The following is a 23,350-nucleotide window of genomic DNA, read 5'->3' on the forward strand; positions in this document are numbered from 1 at the left end:
CAGTCGAAACAGTAGCGAAAACGTCAGAAAAATGCCAGACGAACGCATCCCCGGCAAACTCATCGGAGCGATTGTGGCGGTCGGCTCCCTCGCCTTCATTGGCATTCTCACCGAAACCGTCATGACGGTACTGTTCCCGCAACTTATGCGGGAATTCAACGTCGATACCGCAACTGTGCAATGGATCACCACCATCTATCTGCTGGTGGTGGCCGCAACCATGCCGTTGTCGTCGTACCTCAACCGTCGGTTCAAGCATCGCACGCTGTTCCTTGCCGCGGTGTCGCTTGCGGTGCTCGGTTCGTTGATCATGATCGTCGGCCATGCGTTCCCGGTCATCCTCACTGCCCGCGTGATTCAAGGCATGGGTTCCGGTGTGGCCACGCCGCTGATGATCAACATCATTCTTGAGCAGTCGCCAAAGAGCAAGGTCGGACGATTGATGGGCGTTGGCTCGCTGGTCATTACTGTGGCTCCGGCAATTGGACCGACCGTGGGCGGCGCGGTGTCGAGTATTCTGCCATGGCGTGCGATTTTCGTAATCGTCATTCCGGTTATTCTGCTGATTTCGCTGCCTGTCGGTTTGAAATGCATCGAACAGCATCGTCCGACGGAAGAAGCGCGTCTCAATCCGTTGCAGTTTGTTTCGATTGTGCTTGCGCTGTGCGGATTGGTGATGTTCCTGAATCAGGCTGGTGTTGCGGTCAGCGCTGCGGTTGCCGGCAGTAGCGCCACGGTGTCGGCGGTGTTCGCCGTGGTGAGTCTGATAGTTGGGTTGGGTTCGCTGTTGTTCTTCGGCTGGTCGTCGAAGCGTTCGTTCTCGCCGCTGATTCGTTTGGGATGGCTACGTGATCCGATGGTGTTGTTGCATTTGGTCGCCTATATGCTGCTGCCGATCGTCGGCATTGGTTTTGGCTATGTGATCACCAATGTGGCGCAGCTTTCGTTGGGCACCAGCGCGTTCCTCGCCGGTGCTTTGGTGTTGCCCGGCGCTTTGATCGGTGCGTTCTTCGCACCGGTTGGCGGTATGCTGTATGACCGTTTCGGACCGGTGCGTCCGATTCTCGTCGCGTTTTTCGCCGCGATTTGCGGGCCGATTCTGTTGCTGGTATTTTCCATGCGACTGACATCCGTCATGCTTGCCGGTTTCTATTTCATTTTCGGACTTGGCTATTCGCTTGGTTTTTCCAATATCATGACCAATGCGTTACGCAATATCGCGCCTCAGTTCATGCCGGACGGCAATGCGGTGTTCAACACCTGCCTGCAGTTTGGTGGTGCCGCTGGCACGGCGCTCTTCTCCACGATTCTGTCGGTGGCCCAGGCCGGTTCAGGCGAAGAGGGCAGTGATGCGTTCCGTCATGCCACAGCTGTCGGCGGAAGTTGGACGTTCGCCACGATGATTGTCATCGTCTCCATAGCCATCTGCTGCCTGATTGCGGCGTTCCGAATCGGCGCAAAACGGAAATAACCGGCTATAGAAAAAGCCTGTAGCGTAATGTGAGGAAAGCGCTTCGTCAGGAAATGCCGGCTTGCTATGCTGTCTCTACCATTTATCGAGAGGACAGCAATGAACAACCAACGTCCGCATGGCAGCATTACCACCGGCCTGCTCAAGCCAATCACGGCAGCGCTTTCCATCGTCGCGCTGCTTGCGGGCTGCGGATCCGTGGAAACGAAAGATACCGTAACCAAAGTCGCCAGTGCCGATAAGGTGGTCAGCGTCAACGTTACGGAACCGTCGAACGGTCTGCTGCCAAGCGATACCAGTGATATGTCCGGATGGAAGGTCGTCAGCCAACTGTACGACGGTCTGGTCACATTCGACACGGAAGGCAATGAAACACTGGTCGAAGCCGAATCGATCACGCCGAATGATGACGCTTCCGAATACACCATCGTGCTCAAGCCGAATTTGACCTTCTCTAATGGTGAGAAGATCACTGCCGACACGTATGCGAAAAGCTGGTCGTTCGCGGCCAACGCGGCCAACGGGCAGGTGGGAGCTTCCATTTTCGAAGACATTCAGGGCTACGATGATTTGCAGGATGCTGAAGGCCTCAAAACCGCGCAGCTATCCGGCCTTACCGTGGTCGACGACACCACGCTGAAGGTCAGGCTCAAAGCGTCGAATTCGGCGTTCCTGTACAAAATCGGAGACATCGCCTTCTTGCCAATGCCGTCCGAAGTCATCAAAAACCCCAAGGAATACGGGCAAAAACCGATCGGCAACGGCCCGTACGAGCTGAAGGCGTACAAGAGCGGCGAAGAAATCATTCTTGAAAAAGACGACTCGTACAAGGGACCGCGCAAAGTCAAGAACGCAGGCATCGATTTCAAGGTGTATCAAAGCCTTGACGCGGCCTATTCAGATCTGCTGGCAGGCAATCTTGACGTGCTTGATTCCATTCCTACCTCCGCGCTGAAAACCTATCAGAACGAAAAGAACATCACAGCCGTCAGCAAGCCCGGTCCGTCTTTTTCGGCATTTACGATTTCGCAGAATCTCAAGCATTTCCAAGGTGAGGAAGGTAGGTATCGCCGTCAGGCCATCGCGCATGCCATCGATCGTGAGAACATCGCCGACGCGATTTTCAGCGGTACCGTGACGCCCGCCACCGATTTCCTCGCTCCCGTGATCAAGGGATACGATACCGATCTCGACGCTGATGACGTGCTTACGTACGATGAGGCGAAAGCCAAGGAATTGTGGGCGAAGGCGGATGCGATTTCGCCATGGAGCGGAACGTTCCGCATCGCATACAGCGCCGATGGCACCGACAAGGAATGGGTGGAGGCTGCGGCCAATTCCATTCGCAACGCTCTTGGTATCGATGCTGAGAGTTACCCATTCGCCACGTCCAAAGAGCTGAGGAGCGCCATTCAGGAGCGTACCATCGATTCGGCGTTCAAGTCGGGCATGCAATCCGATTACCCGCATCCGGAAGGCTATCTGGTGCAGGCATACGATTCCTCTGCGGCGGACGGCAAGGGCTTGAACAACGGTGATTACAAGAGCGATGAATTCGATGCGCTGATTGATCAGGCTGCGGCCGAAACCGATCTGGACAAGGCCGTGAGCCTGTATCAGCAGAGCGAACGTGTGTTGCTGAAGGATATGCCGGTGATTCCTTTGTGGTATACCAACGTGACCGCGGCATCGGCCAAAGGCGTGGAAGTGAACTACAACTATATGGGCGTTCCCGAATACAACACCATCGCCAAATAGGTTCGTTAAGCAGTCCCTCAAAGACGCATATCGAGGTGCACGAAGACTCCACTGTGAGCGCAATTTCATCACCCGTCGCTTCGAAGCGGTAGGCTGTGAAACTATAGAGAACATAGGAAAAGGAGACAAGGTGAGCAACCTCAGTGCACCCCTGCCCGTCATGGCCGGCGAAGATATGCCGGCCGGGCCCGCCGATCCGATTTTCAACCGTCTGCTGCAGGACCGCATCATCTGGATGGGTGAGGAAGTCAAAGATGAGATGGCCAACCGCATTTGCGCGCAGATGCTGATGCTGGCCGCCGAAGATCCTAAGAAGGATATTTGGCTGTACATCAATTCCCCGGGTGGTTCCATCACCGCAGGCATGGCCATTTACGACACCATGCAGCTCATCGAGCCTGACGTGGCGACCGTTGGTCTGGGTATGTGCGCATCCATGGGCCAGTTCCTGCTGAGCTCCGGCACCAAGGGCAAGAGGTTCCTGACCTCTCACGCCCGCGTGCTCATGCACCAGCCTTCTGGCGGCATCGGCGGTACTGCAACCGACGTGCGTATCAACGCCGAGCTGATCATGGATATGAAGAAGACCATGAGCGAGCTGACGGCTGAGCAGACCGGCCACACGGTTGAGGAAATCTACCGCGACAACGAGTACGACCACTGGTTCACCGCGCAGGAAGCGTTGGAATACGGCTTTGTGGACAAGCTCGTTTCCACGCATGACACGATGAACGCCACCAAGGGAGAGTGAACATGGCAAGCGAAGAATCCCAGTTCGTAGCCCGCGCGGAACGACTTGCAGGTCCGGCCGGAGTGGTCGGATTCCAAGCCGCCGCCGCCCGTGAGGCTGCTTTCGCTCCGCAGAATCGTTATGTTCTGCCGCAGTTCGAAGAGAAGACCCCATACGGTTTCAAGAGGCAGGATCCGTACACCCGCCTGTTCGAGGATCGCATCATCTTCATGGGCGTGCAGGTCGACGACACGTCCGCCGACGATATCATGGCCCAGCTGCTGGTGCTCGAAAGCCAGGATCCGAACCGTGACGTGATGATGTACATCAATTCCCCGGGTGGTTCCATGACGGCCATGACCGCCATCTACGACACCATGCAGTACATCAAGCCGGACGTGCAGACCGTGTGCCTCGGCCAAGCCGCTTCCGCGGCCGCCATCCTGCTGGCCGCCGGTGCCAAGGGCAAGCGTCTGATGCTGCCGAACGCCCGCGTGCTCATTCACCAGCCGGCCATCGATCAGGGCTTCGGCAAGGCCACGGAAATCGAAATTCAGGCCAAGGAAATGCTTCGTATGCGCGAATGGCTGGAAAACACGCTGGCCAAGCATACCGGTCGTGATGTGGAGAAGATCCGCAAGGACATCGAAGTCGACACCTTCCTGACCGCACCTGAGGCCAAGGAATACGGCATCGTCGACGAAGTGCTGGAACACCGTAACTGAACGACGCATATGAGAGGTTCCATCTGAAGTCGCATCTTCACAAATCAATACCCCTGCCGGGCGTCGGCAGGGGTATTGTGTTTTTCAATGACGATTGCATGGCATCGGTTGCTCAATGGCAGGTACGCAAAACAAAGGGGTGCGAATGGGACGAGTGGTCAGCTACAACGACGAAGTGTCACGGTGCACGTTCTGCGGTAAAACGGAAAATCAGGTACGCAAGCTCGTTACCGGATCGGGTGCGGCCATTTGCGACGAATGCATCGAGCTATGCGTCGACATCATTTCCGAGGAGCGTGTCAAGGACGCCCAGCTGAACACGTTGCAGTTGCCGAAACCGGCCCAGATCAGCGCCTATCTCGACAACTACGTGGTTGGGCAGGATTCAGCCAAACGCACGCTTTCCGTGGCCGTATACAACCATTACAAGCGCGTCAACATGGAAATGCGCGAATCCGCGGAATTAAGAGATCGGGCAACCCGCAAAAACGACGATCCGTTGGCCGGCGTGCAGGTGGCCAAATCGAATATTCTGCTGCTGGGGCCTACCGGCGTAGGCAAGACGTATCTTGCGCAGACGCTGGCGAAAGTCATGAACGTGCCGTTCGTGATCGCCGACGCCACTACGCTCACCGAAGCCGGTTATGTGGGCGACGACGTGGAAACTGTGCTGCAGCGCCTTATCCAGGCCGCTGACGGCGATGTGGCGCGAGCGCAGCAGGGCATCATCTATATTGACGAAATCGACAAGATAGCGCGCAAAAGCGGCGAAAACACGTCTATTACACGCGATGTGTCAGGTGAAGGCGTGCAGCAGGCCCTGCTGAAGATTTTGGAAGGCACTGTAGCTTCCGTGCCTGTGGAAGGTTCACGCAAACATCGAGAAATGGAAACGGTGCAGATCGATACCCGCGACATTCTGTTCATTTGCGGTGGTGCTTTCGTTGGACTTGCCGATATTGTGGCACAGCGCCTGGGTGCTCGCGAAAGCGGATTTGGTGCGGCCTGGCATGATCACGAGGTGCCGAAGCGTGAGTTGCTTGCCCAGGCATCGGCCGACGATCTTGCCGATTTCGGCTTATTGCCTGAATTCATCGGCAGATTGCCGGTGGTGAGCGTGCTGGAGGAGTTGACGGAAAACAATTTGGCGCGCATTCTGGTCGAACCGGAAAACGCTTTGGTCAAGCAGTATCAGAAGCTGTTTGCGATTGATGGGGTGACGTTGACGTTTACCGAAGGCGCAGTGAGGCAGATTGCGGCCACGTCGATTCGCAGGGGCACGGGTGCCCGAGGCCTTCGATCGATTATTGAGAAGACCTTGGAAGATACGATGTTCCAGTTGCCAAGTATGACCGGCGTGTCGGAAGTGGTGGTGGATGAGGCTTCCGTCAATGGCTCCGGCACTCCGAAACTGCTGAAGGTTTCGACGGAGGAGATTCCCCGCAGACGCGCCGCGTGAGAATTCGGATTTTGTGGGGCTGAAGCAAACGTGAATCTCTCTATGAAATCCATGAAAATAAGCGCGACACGCCGAGATTTTGTTTCGTGGTCATTTGGGTGTATCTTATTCGAGTTGCCGAAAACAAGCAACGTTGCGCGAGTAGCCCAGCGGATTAGAGCAGCTGACTACGGATCAGCAGGTCGCAGGTTCGAATCCTGTCTCGCGCACTGGCCACCGGTCATCAGGTGGCATAAAGAAATGAGATGACGTTGCGCGAGTAGCCCAGCGGATTAGAGCAGCTGACTACGGATCAGCAGGTCGCAGGTTCGAATCCTGTCTCGCGCACATGAACCTCCCTCGCGAAATGCGGGGGAGGCTTTCTTTTTTGAGAGTAACGGCGGCACTGCTGTGAATAGTGTTCGAATCCATGCGATTGACGCAAACCCGCCGGTACGTCTATGCAAAGCGGCTGTTGCAGAGATACGTTCGGTTTCTCTCCGGGCGAACGGCGCGGTACAAGAAAAGCCGCCATGCCGAATAAAACCGTGAATCCCAGTAAAAAAGACGGTTTGGAAACATAAACGCCGACACCTCTCGGTACACTGGAACCGCTATTGAAACGTCTGCGCATGCCAATACCGCAGACGCTTTTCTTAAGTGAATGGCGGTCCGCGGATACTCGCGGCAACAGACGGGAGAGCAATGACCGAACGTAAGCAGGGACTCTGGGCGAAAATACGATATATCGCCGCTTCCGATCGCATATCGGGTTTGATCATGCTCGGTTTCGCACTCGCCGGTCTGCTGCTTGCGAACCTGCCGTTCACGTCACATGCGTTCGAAGAACTGGAGAACTTCCACGTCGCCATTCCTTACACCAATATCGACATGGGATTGGGCCACTGGGTGCAAGACGGCCTTCTGACGGTGTTCTTCCTGACCGTTGGACTGGAATTGAAGCAGGAACTTACTACCGGCTCGCTGTCGAATCCCAAGGCGGCTGCGGTGCCGATGCTGTGCGCGGTCGGTGGCATGATGGCTCCGCCGGTGCTATTCCTGTTGACGCTGTTCCTGTTCTCCGGTTTCGGTTCCGATCCGCTGGTCATCGCTTCCGGAACGAATTTCACATTTGGTGAGATGTCCCACGGTTGGGCGGTTCCTACAGCCACGGATATCGCGTTCTCGCTGGCCGTGCTTGCCTTGTTCGCCAAGGCGTTGCCAGGCTCCATTCGTGCGTTCCTGATGACATTGGCCACGGTGGACGATCTGCTTGCCATCATTCTGATTGCGGTGTTCTTCTCCTCGGTGAACGCATGGTACTGGTTCGTCGGCATCGCCGTATGCGCGGTCGTATGGTATTTCCTCGTGCGCATGCGCAAAGTGCCGTGGTTCGCCGTGGCCATCGTCGGTATTCTGGCTTGGGTGATGATGTTTGAAGCTGGTGTGCATCCCACCTTGGCTGGTGTGCTGGTAGGTCTGCTTACTCCCGCGCATGAACGCTACGGCGAAAAGACTCCACGCGCCGAACGTTATGCGGACAAGCTGCAACCGTTTTCCGCATTGCTGGCCTTGCCGATTTTCGCATTGTTCGCCACTGGTGTGCATTTTGAATCGTTGACTTTGGCGCTGTTCGTTTCGCCGGTCGTTGTTGCCGTCATGGTGGCGTTGGTGGTCGGCAAGCCTTTGGGCATCATGATCACGGCCTGGCTTTCCACGCATGTGGCTGGATTGAAGATGGCCAAGGGGCTGCGTGTGCGCGACATGTTCCCCGCAGCCTGCGCTTGCGGCATTGGCTTCACCGTGTCGTTCCTGATCTCCTCGCTCGCATATAAGGATGCCGAATTGTCTGCGGAGGCACGCTTCGGCGTGCTTGTCGGCTCCATGGTCGCGGCGGTGATCTCCGGCATTCTGCTGAGCCGTCAATCCAAGAAGTTCGAACTGGCCGCTGCCGCATCGTTGAAACATAAGCATCACACTGCCGACGAGGACGCTGCCGGGGAAGTGGAATCCGTGCTTGAAGACGGCACCGTTGTGATCAGCCAGATGATCAGCGCACATCCAAAGACCAAATAACGACGTTCCGGCGTATGGCATTCCGCGCCATATGTCAGACACAACAAAAAGCCGACGCTCATCACATATCGTGAGCGTCGGCTTTATGTATCAAACGGTAGTCCGCTGGGAACGGCCGTACTAGCGCTTGACCGCTACGAGCAGACCCGTACCGGTCGGAGTGAGCGCGGTGATGAAACGTTCATCGGACTCCACGGTTTCCAACAGGGTACGCATGGCAATGGATTTGGTGTCACGATTGGCGGGATTCAATACGCCGCCTGCGGAAGTTGCCGCATCGAAAGCGAGCACATCCGTGAATACGATCACACCATGCTTCTTCAGCAGGCGGGGAGCCTGTTCAAAAGAGGCAGCATAATTTTCGGCATCGCCGGCAACAACGATCAAATCGTATGTTTCGGCGTTCAAACGCGGCAGAAACACGTTGACAGGAGCATTTACCGCACGAAGCGTGGTCTGCGTCTCGTCGGAAAGACGATTGAACAGCGTACGAATCAGCGCAATGCCTTGTGAAGAGGAGTCAACCGCGGTAAGCTGTCCCCTGTTATCCAAACCATTGACGAGCTGCAACGTTTCCACTACGGAACCGGTGCCGACGGCAATCACCGACGACGCATTCACCATATGCACCAGCATGCGCAACAACTCCGCCTGTGCTGCGGAACCTTGCGGAATGCCCGCTTCTTCGGCGTGGGTACGAATGGCGTTCAGGCTGGTCGACTGGCGTGAGAACGCATGATCCTCAACGTATTCCCAAGATTTGGCGAGATTGGTATACGACGTTCTATCCATGGGTTCAGCGTTCCTTGACTTGGGCGATCAGTTGCCAGATTTCCTCGCCGACATCGATGCCGCGCGGGCATTCGCGGGTGCAGGCGCGAACCGACTGACATGCTGCGATACCGTCCGCGGAATCAATGGCATCCATACGAGCATTCGCCTGTCCGTCTCGCGAATCGTTGATGAAGCGAGACGCGGCAATCAACGCCGCTGGACCGATGAACGCCTCGCCTCCGGCGTACACTGGGCAGCTTCCTTCGCAAGTGCCGCAGGCGATGCAATTGGTGAGCAGCTCATATTTGGCGAGCTGCTGAGGATTCTGCAGATATTCGAAAGCATTGATCTTGCCGTCTTTGGTGGTGGCTAATTCGTTATTGGCCTGCAAATACGGCTTAAGCTTCCTGATCTGATCGAGCATCTGATCGATATCGGCAACCAGATCACGCTGTACGGGGAAACCCGGCAGGGGCGCGAGCTCGATCACGCCAAGATCGCCTGAAGAAACGGAAGCGGCGTCATCTGCAAGCGACGCATCTGCATCTCCGGTATGGCGGAATCCTTCATCGTCCACTAATACGGCATTCGGCTGCTTGGCCCAATCCCTGACGGAAGCGGTGCACAGCAACGTCGGTGTGCCATTGATGGACACCGCGTCGGAACCGCACATGCCATGGCCGCAGGAATAGCGGAACGCCAAAGTCGGATCGACGGTTCGCTTGATCTTCAACAGGCAATCAAGCACCGTGTCTTCCGGACGCACGTTCAACGTGTAATCCTGCACCCACTGCTTGCCGCGGGGACGGCGACGCGTCGACGCGCCGGAATCTCCGAACGGAGAGCTTTTCCTGGCGAACGGGGAGCCCCCGCGTTCGCGGTCGCGGGCACGTTCGGGGCGCGGGGTGAACCTATTGACCCGCAACGTCACCGTGTTCATGCCGTTTTCCATACCGCTCATCTACTCGCCTTTCCAATAAAAACCGACAACAAGTTTGCCATACACCGTGCCCAGAGGGCTTAGTACTCACGGGCCTTTGGCGGCATGTTCACAATATGCACCGGCTGCCAGGAGATCTGACCGGAATCATCCACCATGGAATGGGCGAGGAAGTGTTCGTCATCGCGTTCGGGGAAGTCAAGCCGCTTCAGCGAGCCACGGGATTCATGACGTGCGTCGGAAGCCGCAAGCACGGCCGAACCAAGCTCAAGCAGATGACGCACCTCCCAAATGGCGGTGATCTCCTGATTGAACGTGGAGGAATCGGAATGCGCATGCAAGGCCTGAGCGCGTACCTCCAGCTCGTCGTGCAATACGGTCTGCGCCTGCTTGATGCTGTTCGCATCGCAACGCACGGCGACAGCCCGCTCCATGACGGATCCCAAATCGGCCATAAGCTGGTATGGATTATCAGAAGCGTGCTCGTTGTCTTCAGGAAGCTGCGTCAGAAGTTCCTTCAATTCAGAGGAACGCGCATCGGCGGCCTGCTGTACATCGTCTGTTCCATCTTCGGCATCTTCGACGGTTTCGGCCATCGGATCATTCACCGGAGTGGCGGCGATACGTTCCGCAAGAGCCTTGCCGGAACGAGTACCGAACAGGCAGGCGTCCAGCAGGGAGTTGCCGCCAAGACGGTTCGCGCCGTGCACGGATACACACGAGCATTCGCCGGCCGCGAACAGGCCGTCAACAATGGAGCGTTCGCCGTCAACCCAACGATATACTTCACCGTTGGTGGTGATTGGAATGCCGCCCATGGTGTAGTGTGCGGTCGGTTTGACTGGCACATAATCCTTGGTCGGGTCAAGGTCGGCGTACTTTTCGATGGTTTCCACCACCTGAGGCAGCACTTCATGCATATGGTCGGCATCAATGCCGGTCATATCGAGCCACACGCAATCCTTTGGGCCATCTGGATCCTTCGGATCCGCCACGCCACGTCCGGCGTCGATTTCAGCGGTGATGGAACGGCTGACTACGTCTCGCGCGGCCAGATCGGCATGGCCCGGAGCATACTTTTCCATGAAGGCCTCGCCATCGGCATTACGGAGCACGCCTCCCTCCGCGCGGGCCGCTTCCGACAGCAGAATGCCGGTATGTGCCAAACCGGTCGGGTGGAATTGCACGAATTCGCTGTCTTCCAGCTGCAATCCAGAGTGCAGGGCAAGCGCCATGCCGTCGCCGGTCAGATCCCACGAATTGGATGTGGTGTGGAACAGACGTCCTGCGCCTCCGGTGGCCAGAAGCACGTTGCGCGCATGAATGGCGTGCACTTGCCCCTTATGCGTGTCGAACGCCACCACGCCCTCGGCCTTGGCGCCATCCTCGGAGACCACCAGATCGGTCACATACCATTCCTCTGCGAATTCGACGCCTTCCGCCACGCACTGCTGCCACAGCGAGAAGAGGATCTGATGGCCGATGCGGTCTGCGGCGTATGCGGCTCGTCGAACTGGTTCCTTGCCGAAATCCTTGGTGTGCCCGCCGAAACGACGCTGGGCGATGTGCCCGTCTTCGGTGCGGGAGAACGCCACGCCGGCATGTTCCAGTTCGATGACCGTTGCCGGAGCCTCTTGCGCGAACAGTTCGGCCGCATCCTGATCGACCAGCCAATCGCCGCCTTTGACGGTGTCGTAGTAATGCCAATGCCAATCGTCGTGTTCGACATTGCCGAGGCTGGCCGCGATGCCGCCCTCTGCGGAACCGGTGTGCGAGCGCAACGGCTGGAGCTTGGAAATCACCAGAATATTCGGTTCGATGCCGGCTTCCCTCAGCTCCTGCATCTTTTCGCTTCGTAACATTCCTAACGCTGCGGAAAGACCTGCCGCTCCTGCGCCGACGATTACTGCATCATACATATCTTCAACATGCTTCGGACTCATACCAACGATTTTCGCACAGGGTGTGACCTCGCTGTGGTTCGTTGGATGGCGGGCATGTTGTCGTATGCGTGTTTCGCATGCTCCTGTGTGTGTTTGTTTGTCGATGGCTGTGACGATTGGTGGTGTCAGTTGCGCTGTTGCGTGGTGTTTGCGTTGACGATGGTGATGTTGCCGTGTTGCGTGCTGATGAGCCCGTTGAGTTCCAGTACGCCGAGTTCCAGGACGATTCGTGGGATCGGATATTCTCCGGGATTGGTCTCTGCCAGCATGGCGAGCAGTCCGTCAGTGGAGACATGGCCATATTTCGCGTCGCATTTTCGTATGGCTTTCAGTATGGTTCTGGTGGTGTCGTCTGATTCCGGCAGGACGTCGTCGGTTGGCTGTTCCGTCTGTTCGTCGTCTATGGCGACTGGTTGAGGGCGGTGCGAGGCATGGCAGAATTCATCGATGTCGGTCAGCGAGCAGATGATGGTTGCTCGTCCTTCTTGAATGAGCCGGTTGCATCCCGTGTTGTGTGGCATGGTCACGTCTCCTGGCACCGCGAATATGCGGCGGTTGAGTTCGTCGGCCCATCCCGCGGTGTTGAGCGCGCCTGAACGTGCGCGCGCCTGGGCGACGATGAGGCTGGACGACAAGGCCGCTATCAGACGGTTTCTAATGAGGAACCGTCTGGCTTCCGGAGCGGTTCCTGGGCACAGTTCCGAGATCAGTGCGCCGGAGTGGTTGATGATGGTTTCAAAAAGGCGTTCGTTGCTTTTCGGCCCGATATGGTTGAGGCCTCCGGCGAATACCGCGACGGTGCGGCCGGCGAGGGGCGCCCCGATTTCGTCCATGGCTTGGATGGCACCCCAGTGGGCTGCCGCATCGGTGCCTAAGGCGCCCCCGGATACTATGAGGTGCCCTGCACGGGCTGCCTGTTTGGCGAGCTCGTGTGCACTTTGCCTTCCGTATTCGCTCACTCCGCGTGATCCGACGACGCCGATCGGTTCCGGACATGACACCAATGCTTGCGGGCTGCCTTGCCCCCAAAGGCATAATGGGGCGGCCCAATCCGTATGCATGGTGAGGTCGGCGAGCTGCGAAGGCCAGCAGGGATGGTGTGGTGCGACGATCCACTGTGTACCCCCTGCTGTGAACCAATCCTTGAGCTCGTCGAAATCGGTGCTGGGCAGTGTGGTCAAACGATGCTGCCAGGAAACCATCGCGCCATGGAATGAGGCCATGCCGCGGGAGTTGATGCTGCGCCCCCAACGCGTGATGCCGTTGATGAACGCCGCATCCAGGGTTTTGCAAGCGGCCGTGGCCACGTTTTCATGATTGCCTGGACCGCTGTCGGCGAGTAGTTGCAAGGTGTGCGTGGCTGATCCGATGCCTTTGATCAGCGCGTACATCATCGCGTCGGCGCTGTCCAGACAGTAGGTGAGCACCGCACGTGCCAGGGTCTCGTCGTCGATAGCGGTTGCGTTGCCGTTCGCATTCGTATTTTCGTTCATGTCAGCTTCGTCCTCATGGAGATTCCCTGCATCATCTCTTCCGGTCCCGGAGAGGTTTTGCCTGATAGGTCGGCCAGAGTCCATGCGAGCCGCATGGCACGGTCTGCACCTCTGAGACTGAGCCGTTCACTGGCCAACGCATGGTTCACCAGTTCGATGGCTTTCGTGGACGTGTTGGCGCGAAGCCATGTTCCGGTGGCCTGCGCATTGCAGACCCACCCGAATTCATGAAAACGCTCCTGCGCGGTTTGCCTTGCCACGATGACCCGCAGGCGAATGGCGTGGCTGGATTCGCCGGAAGGAGCCATCCCTGGATTGATTCGTTCCACGGGAGGCACTTCGATTTGAATGTCGATGCGGTCGAGGATCGGCCCGGACAGTCGGCTGAAGTATTTGATACGGTCTTTTTCCTTGCATGTGCAGCGTTCGCCGTTGCCGTAGGCGTAACCGCAGGGGCAGGGATTGGCCGCCATGATCAGTTGGAATCTCGCTGGATAGTAGGTGGTGCCTTTTGCACGCGATATTGCCACGTACCCGGATTCCAAGGGTTCGCGCAATGTTTGCAGGGTGCGTGCCGAGAATTCGGGTGCCTCGTCCATGAACAGAATGCCCCGGTGCGCCCGTGTGATCGCGCCTGGCTGCGCCAACCCTGCGCCACCGCCGACCAGGGACGCGGTGGATGCGGTATGGTGCGGCGCTTCGAATGGTGGAATGTCGCTGATGCCATAGCTGGGCAATGTGCCGCATAGGGAGCGGATTGATGCGACTTCCAGCTGTTCCGATTCGCTTAACGGGCTCATAATGCCGGGAATGCGCGAAGCAAGCATGGTTTTTCCGGTACCGGGAGGGCCGGTCATCATCAGATGGTGTCCACCTGCGGCCGCCACCTCCAACGCCCATTTGGCCGTTTCCTGCCCCATGACCTCATTCATGTCTCCTGGGGAAGGGTATATCGACATGGCGGCGTCGTTGGGGGTCACGTCCCTGATCAGGTCGGGAATCTCGTACTTCGCGGTGCCTCCCATCAGTTCGATCAATTCGCCCACGTGGCGTACGCCGATGGCGTTGACGTCGGGCACGAGGGCGGCTTCGTCCAGATTGGCATGCGGCACGATCACCTTGCAGACGCCTTGATCGCGTGCGTGCAGCAGAATCGGCAGTAGGCCGTTGATGGGAAGCACCGTGCCGTCGAGATTCACTTCCCCGAGCACGACGGTGTCGTTCAGGCAATCGTGGGGTATCGTTCCGGATGCGCTGAGCACGCTCGCTGCGATCGCCAGATCATGAGAGGAGCCGCGTTTGGGCATGGATGCCGGCGAAAGATTGACCGTGACCCGTGTTTCCGGCCATTTTGCGCCGCTGGCCTGGCATGCGGATTTGACACGTTCCCTCGCTTCGGAAAGCGAGGTGTCGGGAAGTCCAATGATGGAGAAGTAAGGAAGTCCGGGGGAGACGAACGCCTGGATTTGGATGATGAAGGCTTTCAGTCCGATCAGCCCTACGGAAAGTGCGCTGCCGATGGCCATCAGAACGCTCCTTCGATATGGTGCATAAGCGGCTTGCCGTCACGTACGATGACGGTGATGACGTCGAATCGTACGCCGTTGTGTGGTGTGCGATGGTCGCTGTCTGACAGCCATTGCACGGCCGCGTGGCGCAGGTTGATCTGCTTAGATGGCGTCACGGCTTCCTGCGGAGTGCCGTAGCGGAGCGTCCGCCTGGTTTTGACTTCGACGAAGACGATGATTCCCGCTTCGTCGCGTGAGACGATGTCGAGTTCGCCATACCGGCAGTGCCAATTGCGATCGAGCGTCTGCCAGCCTTGGCTTTCCAGCCATGCGGCCGCATACTGTTCGCCAAGTTCGCCGAGCTGCCGTGCGCACAGCGTACCGTCATGCAATCGCTGCGTGATGAAATCAAGAAGCTGTTCCGAACGCCGCGTTGCGATCGGAACGTCATATGTTGTGTTGCCGTTCATGGTTCAAGTCCAGCAGAAAGAACCGGTGTGAAGCAAGCGTGAACGGCAAATGTGGATAAAGGATACGGTTTCGGGCGTGTTTGGGATAGTCGGTGGATAACTTGCCGTTATCCACATTGCTCCACGGGACCAATGGCTATGGAACGCCCGAAACCGTATACGATCGGAATGCTCAGCGATGGACCAGCTGCGTCAGCTCGTCAAGATTCAGTTCGAAGCTCACGCCACGTTCATCATGATGCGGCTGATACTGCGTGTTTTCCATGGCATGACGCACGAACTCGCCTGCGATATGCGCCGATTCGGCTAACGGCCTGCCCGCCATCAGCGCACCGCAGAGTGCGGAAGCGAACGCGTCGCCGGTACCATGCGTCATGAACGGCAGCTTGCTGTGAGCAAGCTCCTGCTTGCCGGAAGCCCCCGAAGCAGCTGAGGCAACATAATTGCGAATCATGCCATCGTTATGGTCGATGCCTTTCAAAACCACGTTTTTCGCACCCAAATCAAGCAATGCGTCAATCATGTCATTTACTTCGGCATCGCTCAGATCACGCCCCGGATATGCGCGCTTCGTCAGTATGGACGCTTCCGTCAAATTCGGCATCAGCACGTCGGCGCCATCCACCAGCGTGCCCATAGCTTCGCAGAGTTCCGGCGTGTATGTGGCGTAGATTTCGCCGCCGTCTCCCATTACCGGATCCACCAAACGTAGGGCATGCGGATATTGCGAATACAGTCGTTTGATGATCTCAACCTGTTCGGCGGAGCCAAGAAAACCGGAATACACGCCGTCCAAATCGACGTTTTCCTTACGCCATGCGTCCAGATAGCCGTCCAAAATCTCAGTCGTATCGTGGAACGTGAATACGCTGTAGCGCGTGTGTGCCGAAAATAGCGCGGTCGGCACCGGGCATACGTCGCATCCGGCCGCCGACAGGATCGGAATGGCCGCCGTCAGCGAGCAATTGCCGTAGCCGCACATGTCATGCACCGCTGCAACGCGCGGAACATAATGCGGGTCGCGATCATACAGAATCACGTCATCCATGTTGAAACCCTCTCTTGCGATTGTCTGACCACGACTTTAGCCGCCCGTCTGACTTCGGAGTCCTGACGCTTCGCACGGTGTATCACCGCAGCACCGTTTGCCGGCGTGTCGCAGATTTTCAAACGGTTGTCAGAACGGTTTTGCAGGGCTCGAATGGCAATGATTGCAACGGTTTATAAAGGGGTATAGGCAAGTGCGATAACGTTCGGCTTGCATTGCAGAGAGCGGCCGGATTATTGTCACTACCAACACCTGACCAACCGCCACACACGGCAAGGCGGGTGGTCAGCAAGACAAGCAACGAACCATTCCACACAAGGAGCAGAAACCATGGCAGATTCCAAAAACTACCGCTTCGAAACCCTGCAGCTTCACGTCGGCCAGGAGCAGGCCGACCCGGCAACCGATTCCCGTGCGGTGCCGATCTACCAGACCACCAGCTACGTGTTCCATAATTTCGACCACGCCGAGGCCCGTTTCGGACTGGCTGATCCAGGTAACATCTACGGCCGCCTGACCAACTCCACCCAAGGTGTGTTCGAAGACCGCATCGCAGCCCTCGAAGGCGGCACCGCAGGCCTGGCCGTCGCATCCGGCGCAGCCGCGGTCGAATACGCGGTGCGCAACATCACCCAGTCCGGCGATCACATCGTCGCCGCCAAGAACATCTACGGTGGCACCTTCAACCTGCTGCGTCACACCCTGCCGCGTGACGGCATCACCACCACCTTCGTCTCCGCCGAGAATCCGCAGGAGTTCGAGGACGCCATCCAGGAGAACACCAAGCTCGTCTACTTCGAGACCTTCGGCAATCCGAACGCCGACCTGCCGGACTTCGAAGCCATCACCGCCATCGCCCACAAGCATCATCTGCCGGTGATCGTCGACAACACCTTCGCCACCCCGTACCTGTTCCGCCCGCTGGAGCACGGCGCTGACGTCGTAGTCGAATCCGCAACCAAGTTCATCGGCGGCCACGGCACCACCCTCGGCGGTGTGATCGTGGAAGGCGGCAACTTCAACTGGGCCGAAGTGCCGGGCAAGTTCCCGACCCTGACCGAGCCGGATCCGTCCTATCACGGATTGAACTTCTACGAGGCCCTGGGCGGTTCCGCGTTCGTGACCCGCATCCGCGCCATCCTGCTGCGCGACACCGGCGCCACCCTGTCTCCGTTCGCGGCCTTCCTGCTGCTGCAGGGAACCGAAACCCTGTCGCTGCGTGTCGAACGCCACGTTGAGAACGCGCTGAAGGTCATCGACTACCTGAAGACCGTTCCGGAAGTCGAATCCATCTCCCACCCGTCCATCGAAGGCCGCAAGGACAATGGGCTGTACAAGAAGTACTTCCCGAATGGCGGCGGCTCCATCTTCACCTTCGACATCAAGGGCGGCAAGGACGCGGCACGTGTGTTCATCGACAACCTGCACCTGTTCAGCCTGTTGGCCAACGTGGCCGACGCCAAGAGCCTCGTGATCCACCCGGCCTCCACCACGCACTCTCAGGAGACAGTGGAGGAGCTCGAGGACCAGGGCATCCACCAGGGCACCATCCGCCTGTCCATCGGCACCGAGAACATCGAAGACATCCTCGACGATCTCAAGGGTGGTTTCGCGGCTCTGCGTGAATCTGGTCTTGCCAAGTGAAATGCATCGGATCGGCGGAATAGCGCCATCCTAAACAAATGAAACGGTCTGCGACACCGAAAAGAAGGGGCGGTGTCGCAGACCGTTTTGTCGTATCTGCAAACGATGTCATCTCAATGTATTACAGCTGGTATAGAATCTGCGATTGTTACGAAAAGCAATATCTCAATTCTTTTCTTTGAAAGAAAAAACATTAGATTCTTTCAAAAATACAAGCATTACCGATGATATTGAGAATAACGTAAAGAGAGAAGAGATCATGGCCCAAGAAGTCAAGAACGATATCAAAAAGGCGTTGCAGGTCAACACCATTCCGCTGATCGCCATTATGACCGCGGTCACCACGGTGCTGACCATGCTTGTGAAGATCCCGACCCCGATTCGTGGCTACCTCAACCTGTCTGACACCATGATCTATTTCAGCGCGTATGCGTTCGGACCATGGGTGGGCGGCATTATCGGCGGTCTCGGCCCGGCGTTGAGTGATCTGATCTCCGGTTATCCGCAGTGGGCCATCTTCACGTTCGTCATCGATGGCCTGCAGGCCGTGCTCGTGGGCCTGCTCGTCAAGAAGTTCAATCCGGCGAACATCATCATCGGCTCGGTGGTCGCAGGCGTGTGGAAGGTGTTCGGCTATTTCATCGCAGGCGGAATCCTTTCCGGATTCGGCCCGGCTCTGGGCGAGATCGCGGGCAACTCCTTCCAGATGGCGGTGGGCCTGATTGTGGGCTTCGCGCTGTTCACCGCCGTTCGCCAGGCTTATCCGCCGCTGGTGCGTTTGGGCAATCTCGGTATCAAGGCGGGGGAGTGATACATTAATATCATGTGAAGGCAGGCCCGTGGATTTGCCGATGAATGGCGATTCCACGGGTTTTATTGTGAAACGCGGCTGCCGGCTGCGAAAAAAATGTGGAAGCACGGGGTGGACGTCATGATTACGGTTCGCGACTTAGGGTGGAAGTACGCGCCACTGGCCGACGGGGGTAAGCCGGTGGAAAGCCTCAAGCATGTCAGCTTCGACATCCGGTCCGGATCCTTCGTCGGCATCATCGGACCGACCGGAGCCGGCAAATCCACGCTATGCATGGCATTGGCCGGCATCATTCCGAACCTGGCCGACGGCACCATGAGTGGCGTTGTGGAAATCAACGGCATGAATACGAGCAGGCACTCCGTCTCGGCGCTGTCGGAGCGCGTCGGCTACGTGCAACAGGATCCTGAGGCGCAACTGTTTTGTTCGAGTGTCGAGGATGAGATTGCTTTCCCTTTGGAAAACCGTGGAGTCGCACCGAGCCTCATCGATAAGCAGATCGACATCATGCTTGACTTGGTCGGCATGACCGGATACCGCAAACGCATGCCGACCAGCCTGTCGGGAGGTCAGATGCAGCGTGTGGCCATCGCGGCCGCGCTCGCGGCGGAACCCGATGTGCTCATTCTTGACGAACCGACTGCGGCACTCGACCCCGAAGGCAAGCAGGAAGTGTTCGATGTGCTCGAACGCATTCGCCAGACCCGTTCCATGACGGTGATCATAGCCGAACAAGATACCGAACACATCGCCTATTGGGCCGATCAGGTGCTGTTCATGGTCAACGGCGAAGTGATACGCAATGGAGACACAAGCCTATTCACCCGGGAACGCGGACTGTTGGAGTCCTCCGGAGTGCAGGTGAGCGACGGACCGTCCCCCATCATCAAGGCGCTGCCGGTAAGGAACGACGGCAAGCCGAAGCATGCGGTCATCAGTCTGGACCATGTGACGCACCGTTATGGACAGGGTGGCAATGCGTCTCCCGCACTGGATGATATCAGTCTGGATATTGAACAGGGCGCCTTCGTGGGGCTTATCGGGCGCAACGGGTCAGGCAAGACTACGCTCGCCAAGCATTTGAACGGGCTGATCCAACCCACACAGGGAATCGTGAAGGTGGATGGGCTCGACGTATCGAAGCATAGCGTGGGCGAAATGGCCGCGCACGTCGGATTCGTATTCCAAAATCCCGACCATCAGATCTTCTGCTCCAGCACCAAAGAGGAGATCGCGTTCGGTCCGACCGCGCTCGGACTTGACGCGGCCACCGTGTTCAAATGTGTCGACGAAATGATGACATTATTCGACCTGCACCGGTATGAGGACGTTTCGCCGGCCACGCTCGGTTACGGCGAACGACGTGCGGTGGCATTGTCTTCGGTGATCGCCATGCGCACGCCAATACTCGTGCTCGACGAACCTACGGCGGGTCTTGACCATCGTCTTGCATCACGATTCCTTGGAACCGTGGAAAAACTCAACCGGCATGGCGTCACCGTCATCATGATCAGCCATGACATGCGTGCCGTATATCGGTATTGCACGCACGTGCTCGAATTGGAAGACGGTCATGTCGTGCAATATGGGCCGATCGACAAATCGCAGGAAGCACAACAATCGTCCGTGCGACAGGCGCGGCAGCCACACAAGGCGCGCGGTCCGATATCAGCGACCCACGTATTGTTGAAAATCGCCAAGGATGAACGTGACAAGGAGGAACGCTGATGGATGCCGACCTGTATGTACCAGTCGACGGATGGTTGCATCGCACCGATCCGCGCGTCAAATTCCTCATCTCCATCGTCATGCTGGTCCTTTGCCTCGTATGGCGTAACTGGGCGTTCATCCTCGGCATCCTCATTCTCGAACATGTGATGCTCGCCACCGACCATGTGCCCGCCGAGCGCATTGGATGGGTGTGGAAGATCCTCGCCGTGCTTATCGTGTTTATCGTGGTGCTTTGGCCGGTCTTCGACCAGAGTGGAACGCACGTGCTCTGGCAGTGGGGATGGCTGCGTCTCACGCAGGAGAATCTGCTCATGGCGGCGGTGATGGGTCTGCGCATTCCAGCGCTCGGCTTTGCATGCTTCATCACGCTGTTCACCACCAGCCAGACCAAACTGGTTCGTGGCTTTACCTCGCTCGGCATGCCCTACAAGGCCGGGCTCACCTTGGCAACCGCATTACGGTATATTCCCGTGTTCTTCTCCATCTTCCAATCCGTGTCCGACGCGCAGCGTGCGCGAGGGCTTGATCTGAGCGGCAAAGTCAATGCGGCAGGTAAAAAACGCAACGTATTCGTACGTCTCGTCGACCGGTTCAAATCGTATTTGCCGATCATCATCGCCGTATTGATCCGCGCCTACAAAATGAGCCAAAGCGTGGGATGGGCCATGGAATCACGCGGACTCAACCTGAATCGGAACGGCGCAAAACGCACATATCGGGTCAACCTTACGATGAGGATTGCCGATTGGATTATTCTTGCGATTACCGTCGCCGCCACCGCAGTCAGCGTATGGTTGATGACATGGCTGTCATAGGGGGTATGATGACGCAGGATGAGGGGCGTACCACGATCACCGCACGCGATTTGAAGGTGGTATCGGCGCTGCAATGCAACGGACGCATGACTATGCAGGCGCTTGCCGATAAAATCGGCATTTCCGTATATGCGGCGACGGAAAGCTACAAACGGCTCACCGATGCGGGCATCATGACCATTGTGCCCGTATGCAATCCGTTGAGTCTCGGAAATTACAGTCAGGTGCTCGTGGGACTGCGCATCAACGGCAATCGCAACGAGGCGCTCGCCATGCTCAAAGCCATGCCTCAGGTCACCTATGTGGTCTGCACGCTGGGCGATGCCGACATCATCGCCGAAGCCGTGGTGTATTCAGCCGACGGCATGGACCATTTCCTCAAACATGATCTGCGCGCGCTACCGGGACTGACCCGCCTGCAAGTGTTCTCCTGCGGTCGATTGGTGCTTGACGACCATAATGTCAGCGTGGTCAACCGTCTGCTGGCCGAACGCGGCGAAACTGGATTCATGACCAAACGTGAGGCCAGCGTCGGCACCGATATTCCCGTGCATCGGTTGGACGCGCGATTCGTGCACACGTTCAACGAATTGCAGAAAGACGGCAGAGCGAGCTACGCCATGCTGGGGGAGCATCTTGGCGTGACACACACCGCGATTCGCGGGCGCGTCAAAAAACTGGAGGATTCCGGTGTGATGCGCATTATGGCCACGGTCAGCCCCATGCGTTTGGGTGGATTCCGTCAAGCGTTTCTCGGCATCGGCGTCAAGCCGCCATATCGGCTCGACGCCGAACAGTTGTTGGCGATCGACGAAGTGACGTACGCGATGAGCGGCGTCGGATTGAACGGCGCCGACTACCTCATCGAAATCATCGCCGGAGATGACGAGGACTTATGGCGTGTGGTGGATGAGTCCATCCGTTCGCTGCCAGGCGTGGACCAGACATGGTGGGCTTCCACCGTCAGCGTGGAAAAAGAGTCGTACTGGCTCGAACCTCCGCAGGATGGTGTACTCCTCGACGATTGATAAATCAATGGTATGAGGAGTTTCATTTTTGCTCATTCTCAAGGATGAGCAAAGAATTCAGACCAGCGCATGATATCCGAATCAGCTGTTTTTCCGTAATTTTGGAGGTAATCCAAAGAAAGGAATGACAGCATGGATATCAGGGACGCTATCAAAGCTACTAATACGGCCATTGCAACCGTGGATCTTGTGAAGGACTACGGTTCCGGAAATAACACGGTGCATGCGTTGCGTGGCGTCAACGTCGCTTTTGAAAAAGGAAAATTCACGGCGATTATGGGGCCTTCCGGTTCCGGCAAATCTACGTTGATGCACACATTGGCAGGACTGGATTCCGCGACCGACGGGCACGTCATATTCAACGGCGACGATCTGACGCGCATGAACGACAACCAGCTCACGTTGCTGCGCCGCCGTGACATCGGATTCATCTTCCAAAGCTTCAATCTGTTGCCGATGTTCACCGCCGAACAGAACATTCTCATGCCATTGACCTTGGCTGGAGCGAAACCCGACCGGCAGTGGCTGCGTCTGCTGGTGGAAACGCTTGGCCTTAAGGAACGTCTCAACCATCGTCCGAACGAACTATCGGGAGGCCAGCAGCAGCGTGTGGCCATCGCACGAGCATTGATCACCAAACCGAAACTGGTGTTCGCAGACGAGCCCACCGGCAATCTTGATTCCGTATCAAGCGCCGAAGTGCTGAGCTTCCTGAAACGTTCCGTCAACGAACTTGGCCAAACCATCATCATGGTCACGCATGATGCGGTCGCCGCGTCTTACGCCGACCGTGCGCTCGTGTTCGCCGACGGCCAGATCGTGGCGGACGTAAACAAGCCGACAGCAGACCAGATGAGTGAACTGCTGATGAGGGAACGTGAGGCCGCCACAATGAATGTGGCTTCCGCGAGACATTCCCGCTAAACGCACTGTAGAAGCATTCGAAG

General features: G+C 57.3%; 19 protein-coding genes and 2 tRNA genes. 14 read left to right on the forward strand and 7 right to left on the reverse strand.

Translation table 11 applies throughout. From position 1 onward, the window contains the following. Window positions 1-31 precede the first annotated feature (31 nt). From WMO36_RS07465 to nhaA, 8 genes are all read left to right on the forward strand, one after another. Window positions 32-1,471 (forward strand): MFS transporter, encoded by a 1,440-nt coding sequence (locus WMO36_RS07465; RefSeq protein ID WP_144164549.1) that lies wholly within the window; start codon window positions 32-34, stop codon window positions 1,469-1,471. A 99-nt stretch (window positions 1,472-1,570) separates the two neighbouring features. Further along, window positions 1,571-3,229, forward strand: a complete 1,659-nt coding sequence (locus tag WMO36_RS07470; RefSeq protein ID WP_349077215.1) for a peptide ABC transporter substrate-binding protein — start codon at window positions 1,571-1,573, stop codon at window positions 3,227-3,229. A 130-nt stretch (window positions 3,230-3,359) separates the two neighbouring features. Beyond that, the gene (locus tag WMO36_RS07475; RefSeq protein WP_349077216.1) at window positions 3,360-3,980 is read left to right on the forward strand and encodes an ATP-dependent Clp protease proteolytic subunit; all 621 of its coding nucleotides are present in this window, start codon (window positions 3,360-3,362) and stop codon (window positions 3,978-3,980) included. A 2-nt stretch (window positions 3,981-3,982) separates the two neighbouring features. After that, entirely contained in the window at window positions 3,983-4,684 is a 702-nt protein-coding gene (locus WMO36_RS07480; RefSeq protein ID WP_099570755.1) for an ATP-dependent Clp protease proteolytic subunit, read from the forward strand. 145 nt (window positions 4,685-4,829) lie between these two features. Beyond that, window positions 4,830-6,143 carry an ATP-dependent Clp protease ATP-binding subunit ClpX gene (clpX, locus tag WMO36_RS07485; RefSeq protein ID WP_250778805.1) on the forward strand — a complete coding sequence of 438 codons (1,314 nt, stop codon included), beginning with the start codon at window positions 4,830-4,832 and terminating at the stop codon, window positions 6,141-6,143. 135 nt (window positions 6,144-6,278) lie between these two features. Next, window positions 6,279-6,352: transfer RNA gene (locus WMO36_RS07490), tRNA-Arg, on the forward strand. A 44-nt stretch (window positions 6,353-6,396) separates the two neighbouring features. Next, a tRNA-Arg gene (locus WMO36_RS07495) sits at window positions 6,397-6,470 on the forward strand. A 357-nt stretch (window positions 6,471-6,827) separates the two neighbouring features. Further along, window positions 6,828-8,198 carry a Na+/H+ antiporter NhaA gene (gene nhaA, locus WMO36_RS07500; RefSeq protein WP_099570753.1) on the forward strand — a complete coding sequence of 457 codons (1,371 nt, stop codon included), beginning with the start codon at window positions 6,828-6,830 and terminating at the stop codon, window positions 8,196-8,198. Window positions 8,199-8,318: 120 nt separating this feature from the next. Here the strand turns inward: nhaA and WMO36_RS07505 are convergent, their stop codons facing one another. The 7 genes from WMO36_RS07505 to WMO36_RS07535 form a co-directional block, all read right to left on the reverse strand. Further along, window positions 8,319-8,990: an O-methyltransferase gene (locus WMO36_RS07505; RefSeq protein WP_144090390.1), complete on the reverse strand. Its 672-nt coding sequence runs from the start codon at window positions 8,988-8,990 to the stop codon at window positions 8,319-8,321. Window positions 8,991-8,994: 4 nt separating this feature from the next. Next, on the reverse strand, window positions 8,995-9,933 hold the full coding sequence (locus tag WMO36_RS07510; protein ID WP_099570751.1) for a succinate dehydrogenase/fumarate reductase iron-sulfur subunit: 939 nt from the start codon (window positions 9,931-9,933) through the stop codon (window positions 8,995-8,997). A gap of 59 nt (window positions 9,934-9,992) precedes the next feature. Further along, on the reverse strand, window positions 9,993-11,855 hold the full coding sequence (locus WMO36_RS07515) for an FAD-binding protein (protein WP_250778803.1): 1,863 nt from the start codon (window positions 11,853-11,855) through the stop codon (window positions 9,993-9,995). A gap of 125 nt (window positions 11,856-11,980) precedes the next feature. Beyond that, window positions 11,981-13,348: a DNA-processing protein DprA gene (locus WMO36_RS07520; protein ID WP_349077217.1), complete on the reverse strand. Its 1,368-nt coding sequence runs from the start codon at window positions 13,346-13,348 to the stop codon at window positions 11,981-11,983. After that, window positions 13,345-14,874, reverse strand: coding sequence for a YifB family Mg chelatase-like AAA ATPase (locus WMO36_RS07525; protein WP_349077218.1), 1,530 nt, complete (start codon window positions 14,872-14,874; stop codon window positions 13,345-13,347). Before WMO36_RS07525 ends, WMO36_RS07520 begins: the two co-directional genes overlap by 4 nt. Further along, window positions 14,874-15,326, reverse strand: coding sequence for a YraN family protein (locus tag WMO36_RS07530; RefSeq protein ID WP_349077219.1), 453 nt, complete (start codon window positions 15,324-15,326; stop codon window positions 14,874-14,876). The genes WMO36_RS07525 and WMO36_RS07530 overlap by 1 nt, the downstream gene beginning before the upstream one ends. 172 nt (window positions 15,327-15,498) lie before the next feature. Next, complete coding sequence (locus WMO36_RS07535; protein ID WP_099570746.1) at window positions 15,499-16,374, reverse strand: pyridoxamine kinase; 876 nt, start codon at window positions 16,372-16,374, stop codon at window positions 15,499-15,501. 330 nt (window positions 16,375-16,704) lie between these two features. Here WMO36_RS07535 and WMO36_RS07540 point away from each other — a divergent pair, with 330 nt between their 5' ends. From WMO36_RS07540 to WMO36_RS07565, 6 genes are all read left to right on the forward strand, one after another. Then, window positions 16,705-18,018: an O-acetylhomoserine aminocarboxypropyltransferase/cysteine synthase family protein gene (locus WMO36_RS07540; RefSeq protein WP_144164565.1), complete on the forward strand. Its 1,314-nt coding sequence runs from the start codon at window positions 16,705-16,707 to the stop codon at window positions 18,016-18,018. A 259-nt stretch (window positions 18,019-18,277) separates the two neighbouring features. After that, window positions 18,278-18,829 carry an ECF transporter S component gene (locus WMO36_RS07545; RefSeq protein WP_099570744.1) on the forward strand — a complete coding sequence of 184 codons (552 nt, stop codon included), beginning with the start codon at window positions 18,278-18,280 and terminating at the stop codon, window positions 18,827-18,829. 120 nt (window positions 18,830-18,949) lie between these two features. Then, window positions 18,950-20,557 carry an ABC transporter ATP-binding protein gene (locus tag WMO36_RS07550; RefSeq protein WP_349077220.1) on the forward strand — a complete coding sequence of 536 codons (1,608 nt, stop codon included), beginning with the start codon at window positions 18,950-18,952 and terminating at the stop codon, window positions 20,555-20,557. Then, the gene (locus WMO36_RS07555) at window positions 20,557-21,375 is read left to right on the forward strand and encodes an energy-coupling factor transporter transmembrane component T family protein (RefSeq protein ID WP_144090399.1); all 819 of its coding nucleotides are present in this window, start codon (window positions 20,557-20,559) and stop codon (window positions 21,373-21,375) included. Before WMO36_RS07550 ends, WMO36_RS07555 begins: the two co-directional genes overlap by 1 nt. Next, window positions 21,363-22,403, forward strand: coding sequence for an Lrp/AsnC family transcriptional regulator (locus WMO36_RS07560; RefSeq protein WP_294445308.1), 1,041 nt, complete (start codon window positions 21,363-21,365; stop codon window positions 22,401-22,403). Before WMO36_RS07555 ends, WMO36_RS07560 begins: the two co-directional genes overlap by 13 nt. A 132-nt stretch (window positions 22,404-22,535) precedes the next feature. Then, window positions 22,536-23,327, forward strand: coding sequence for an ABC transporter ATP-binding protein (locus WMO36_RS07565; protein ID WP_144164569.1), 792 nt, complete (start codon window positions 22,536-22,538; stop codon window positions 23,325-23,327). Window positions 23,328-23,350 lie beyond the last annotated feature (23 nt).

It is taken from the genome of Bifidobacterium hominis, assembly GCF_040095915.1.
GTDB classification, from domain to species: Bacteria; Actinomycetota; Actinomycetes; order Actinomycetales; family Bifidobacteriaceae; genus Bifidobacterium; species Bifidobacterium hominis.

What these genes read in the sequence shown, in the direction of transcription:
- nhaA (WP_099570753.1), top strand. Translation starts at nt 6,828, where the DNA reads ATGACCGAACGTAAGCAGGGACTCTGGGCGAAAATACGATATATCGCC.
- WMO36_RS07470 (WP_349077215.1), top strand. Translation starts at nt 1,571, where the DNA reads ATGAACAACCAACGTCCGCATGGCAGCATTACCACCGGCCTGCTCAAG.
- WMO36_RS07555 (WP_144090399.1), top strand. Translation starts at nt 20,557, where the DNA reads ATGGATGCCGACCTGTATGTACCAGTCGACGGATGGTTGCATCGCACC.
- WMO36_RS07530 (WP_349077219.1), bottom strand. Translation starts at nt 15,326, where the DNA reads ATGAACGGCAACACAACATATGACGTTCCGATCGCAACGCGGCGTTCG.
- WMO36_RS07565 (WP_144164569.1), top strand. Translation starts at nt 22,536, where the DNA reads ATGGATATCAGGGACGCTATCAAAGCTACTAATACGGCCATTGCAACC.
- WMO36_RS07520 (WP_349077217.1), bottom strand. Translation starts at nt 13,348, where the DNA reads ATGAACGAAAATACGAATGCGAACGGCAACGCAACCGCTATCGACGAC.
- WMO36_RS07465 (WP_144164549.1), top strand. Translation starts at nt 32, where the DNA reads ATGCCAGACGAACGCATCCCCGGCAAACTCATCGGAGCGATTGTGGCG.
- WMO36_RS07525 (WP_349077218.1), bottom strand. Translation starts at nt 14,874, where the DNA reads ATGGCCATCGGCAGCGCACTTTCCGTAGGGCTGATCGGACTGAAAGCC.
- WMO36_RS07515 (WP_250778803.1), bottom strand. Translation starts at nt 11,855, where the DNA reads ATGAGTCCGAAGCATGTTGAAGATATGTATGATGCAGTAATCGTCGGC.
- WMO36_RS07550 (WP_349077220.1), top strand. Translation starts at nt 18,950, where the DNA reads ATGATTACGGTTCGCGACTTAGGGTGGAAGTACGCGCCACTGGCCGAC.
- WMO36_RS07560 (WP_294445308.1), top strand. Translation starts at nt 21,363, where the DNA reads ATGGCTGTCATAGGGGGTATGATGACGCAGGATGAGGGGCGTACCACG.
- WMO36_RS07540 (WP_144164565.1), top strand. Translation starts at nt 16,705, where the DNA reads ATGGCAGATTCCAAAAACTACCGCTTCGAAACCCTGCAGCTTCACGTC.
- WMO36_RS07535 (WP_099570746.1), bottom strand. Translation starts at nt 16,374, where the DNA reads ATGGATGACGTGATTCTGTATGATCGCGACCCGCATTATGTTCCGCGC.
- clpX (WP_250778805.1), top strand. Translation starts at nt 4,830, where the DNA reads ATGGGACGAGTGGTCAGCTACAACGACGAAGTGTCACGGTGCACGTTC.
- WMO36_RS07510 (WP_099570751.1), bottom strand. Translation starts at nt 9,933, where the DNA reads ATGAGCGGTATGGAAAACGGCATGAACACGGTGACGTTGCGGGTCAAT.
- WMO36_RS07480 (WP_099570755.1), top strand. Translation starts at nt 3,983, where the DNA reads ATGGCAAGCGAAGAATCCCAGTTCGTAGCCCGCGCGGAACGACTTGCA.
- WMO36_RS07545 (WP_099570744.1), top strand. Translation starts at nt 18,278, where the DNA reads ATGGCCCAAGAAGTCAAGAACGATATCAAAAAGGCGTTGCAGGTCAAC.
- WMO36_RS07505 (WP_144090390.1), bottom strand. Translation starts at nt 8,990, where the DNA reads ATGGATAGAACGTCGTATACCAATCTCGCCAAATCTTGGGAATACGTT.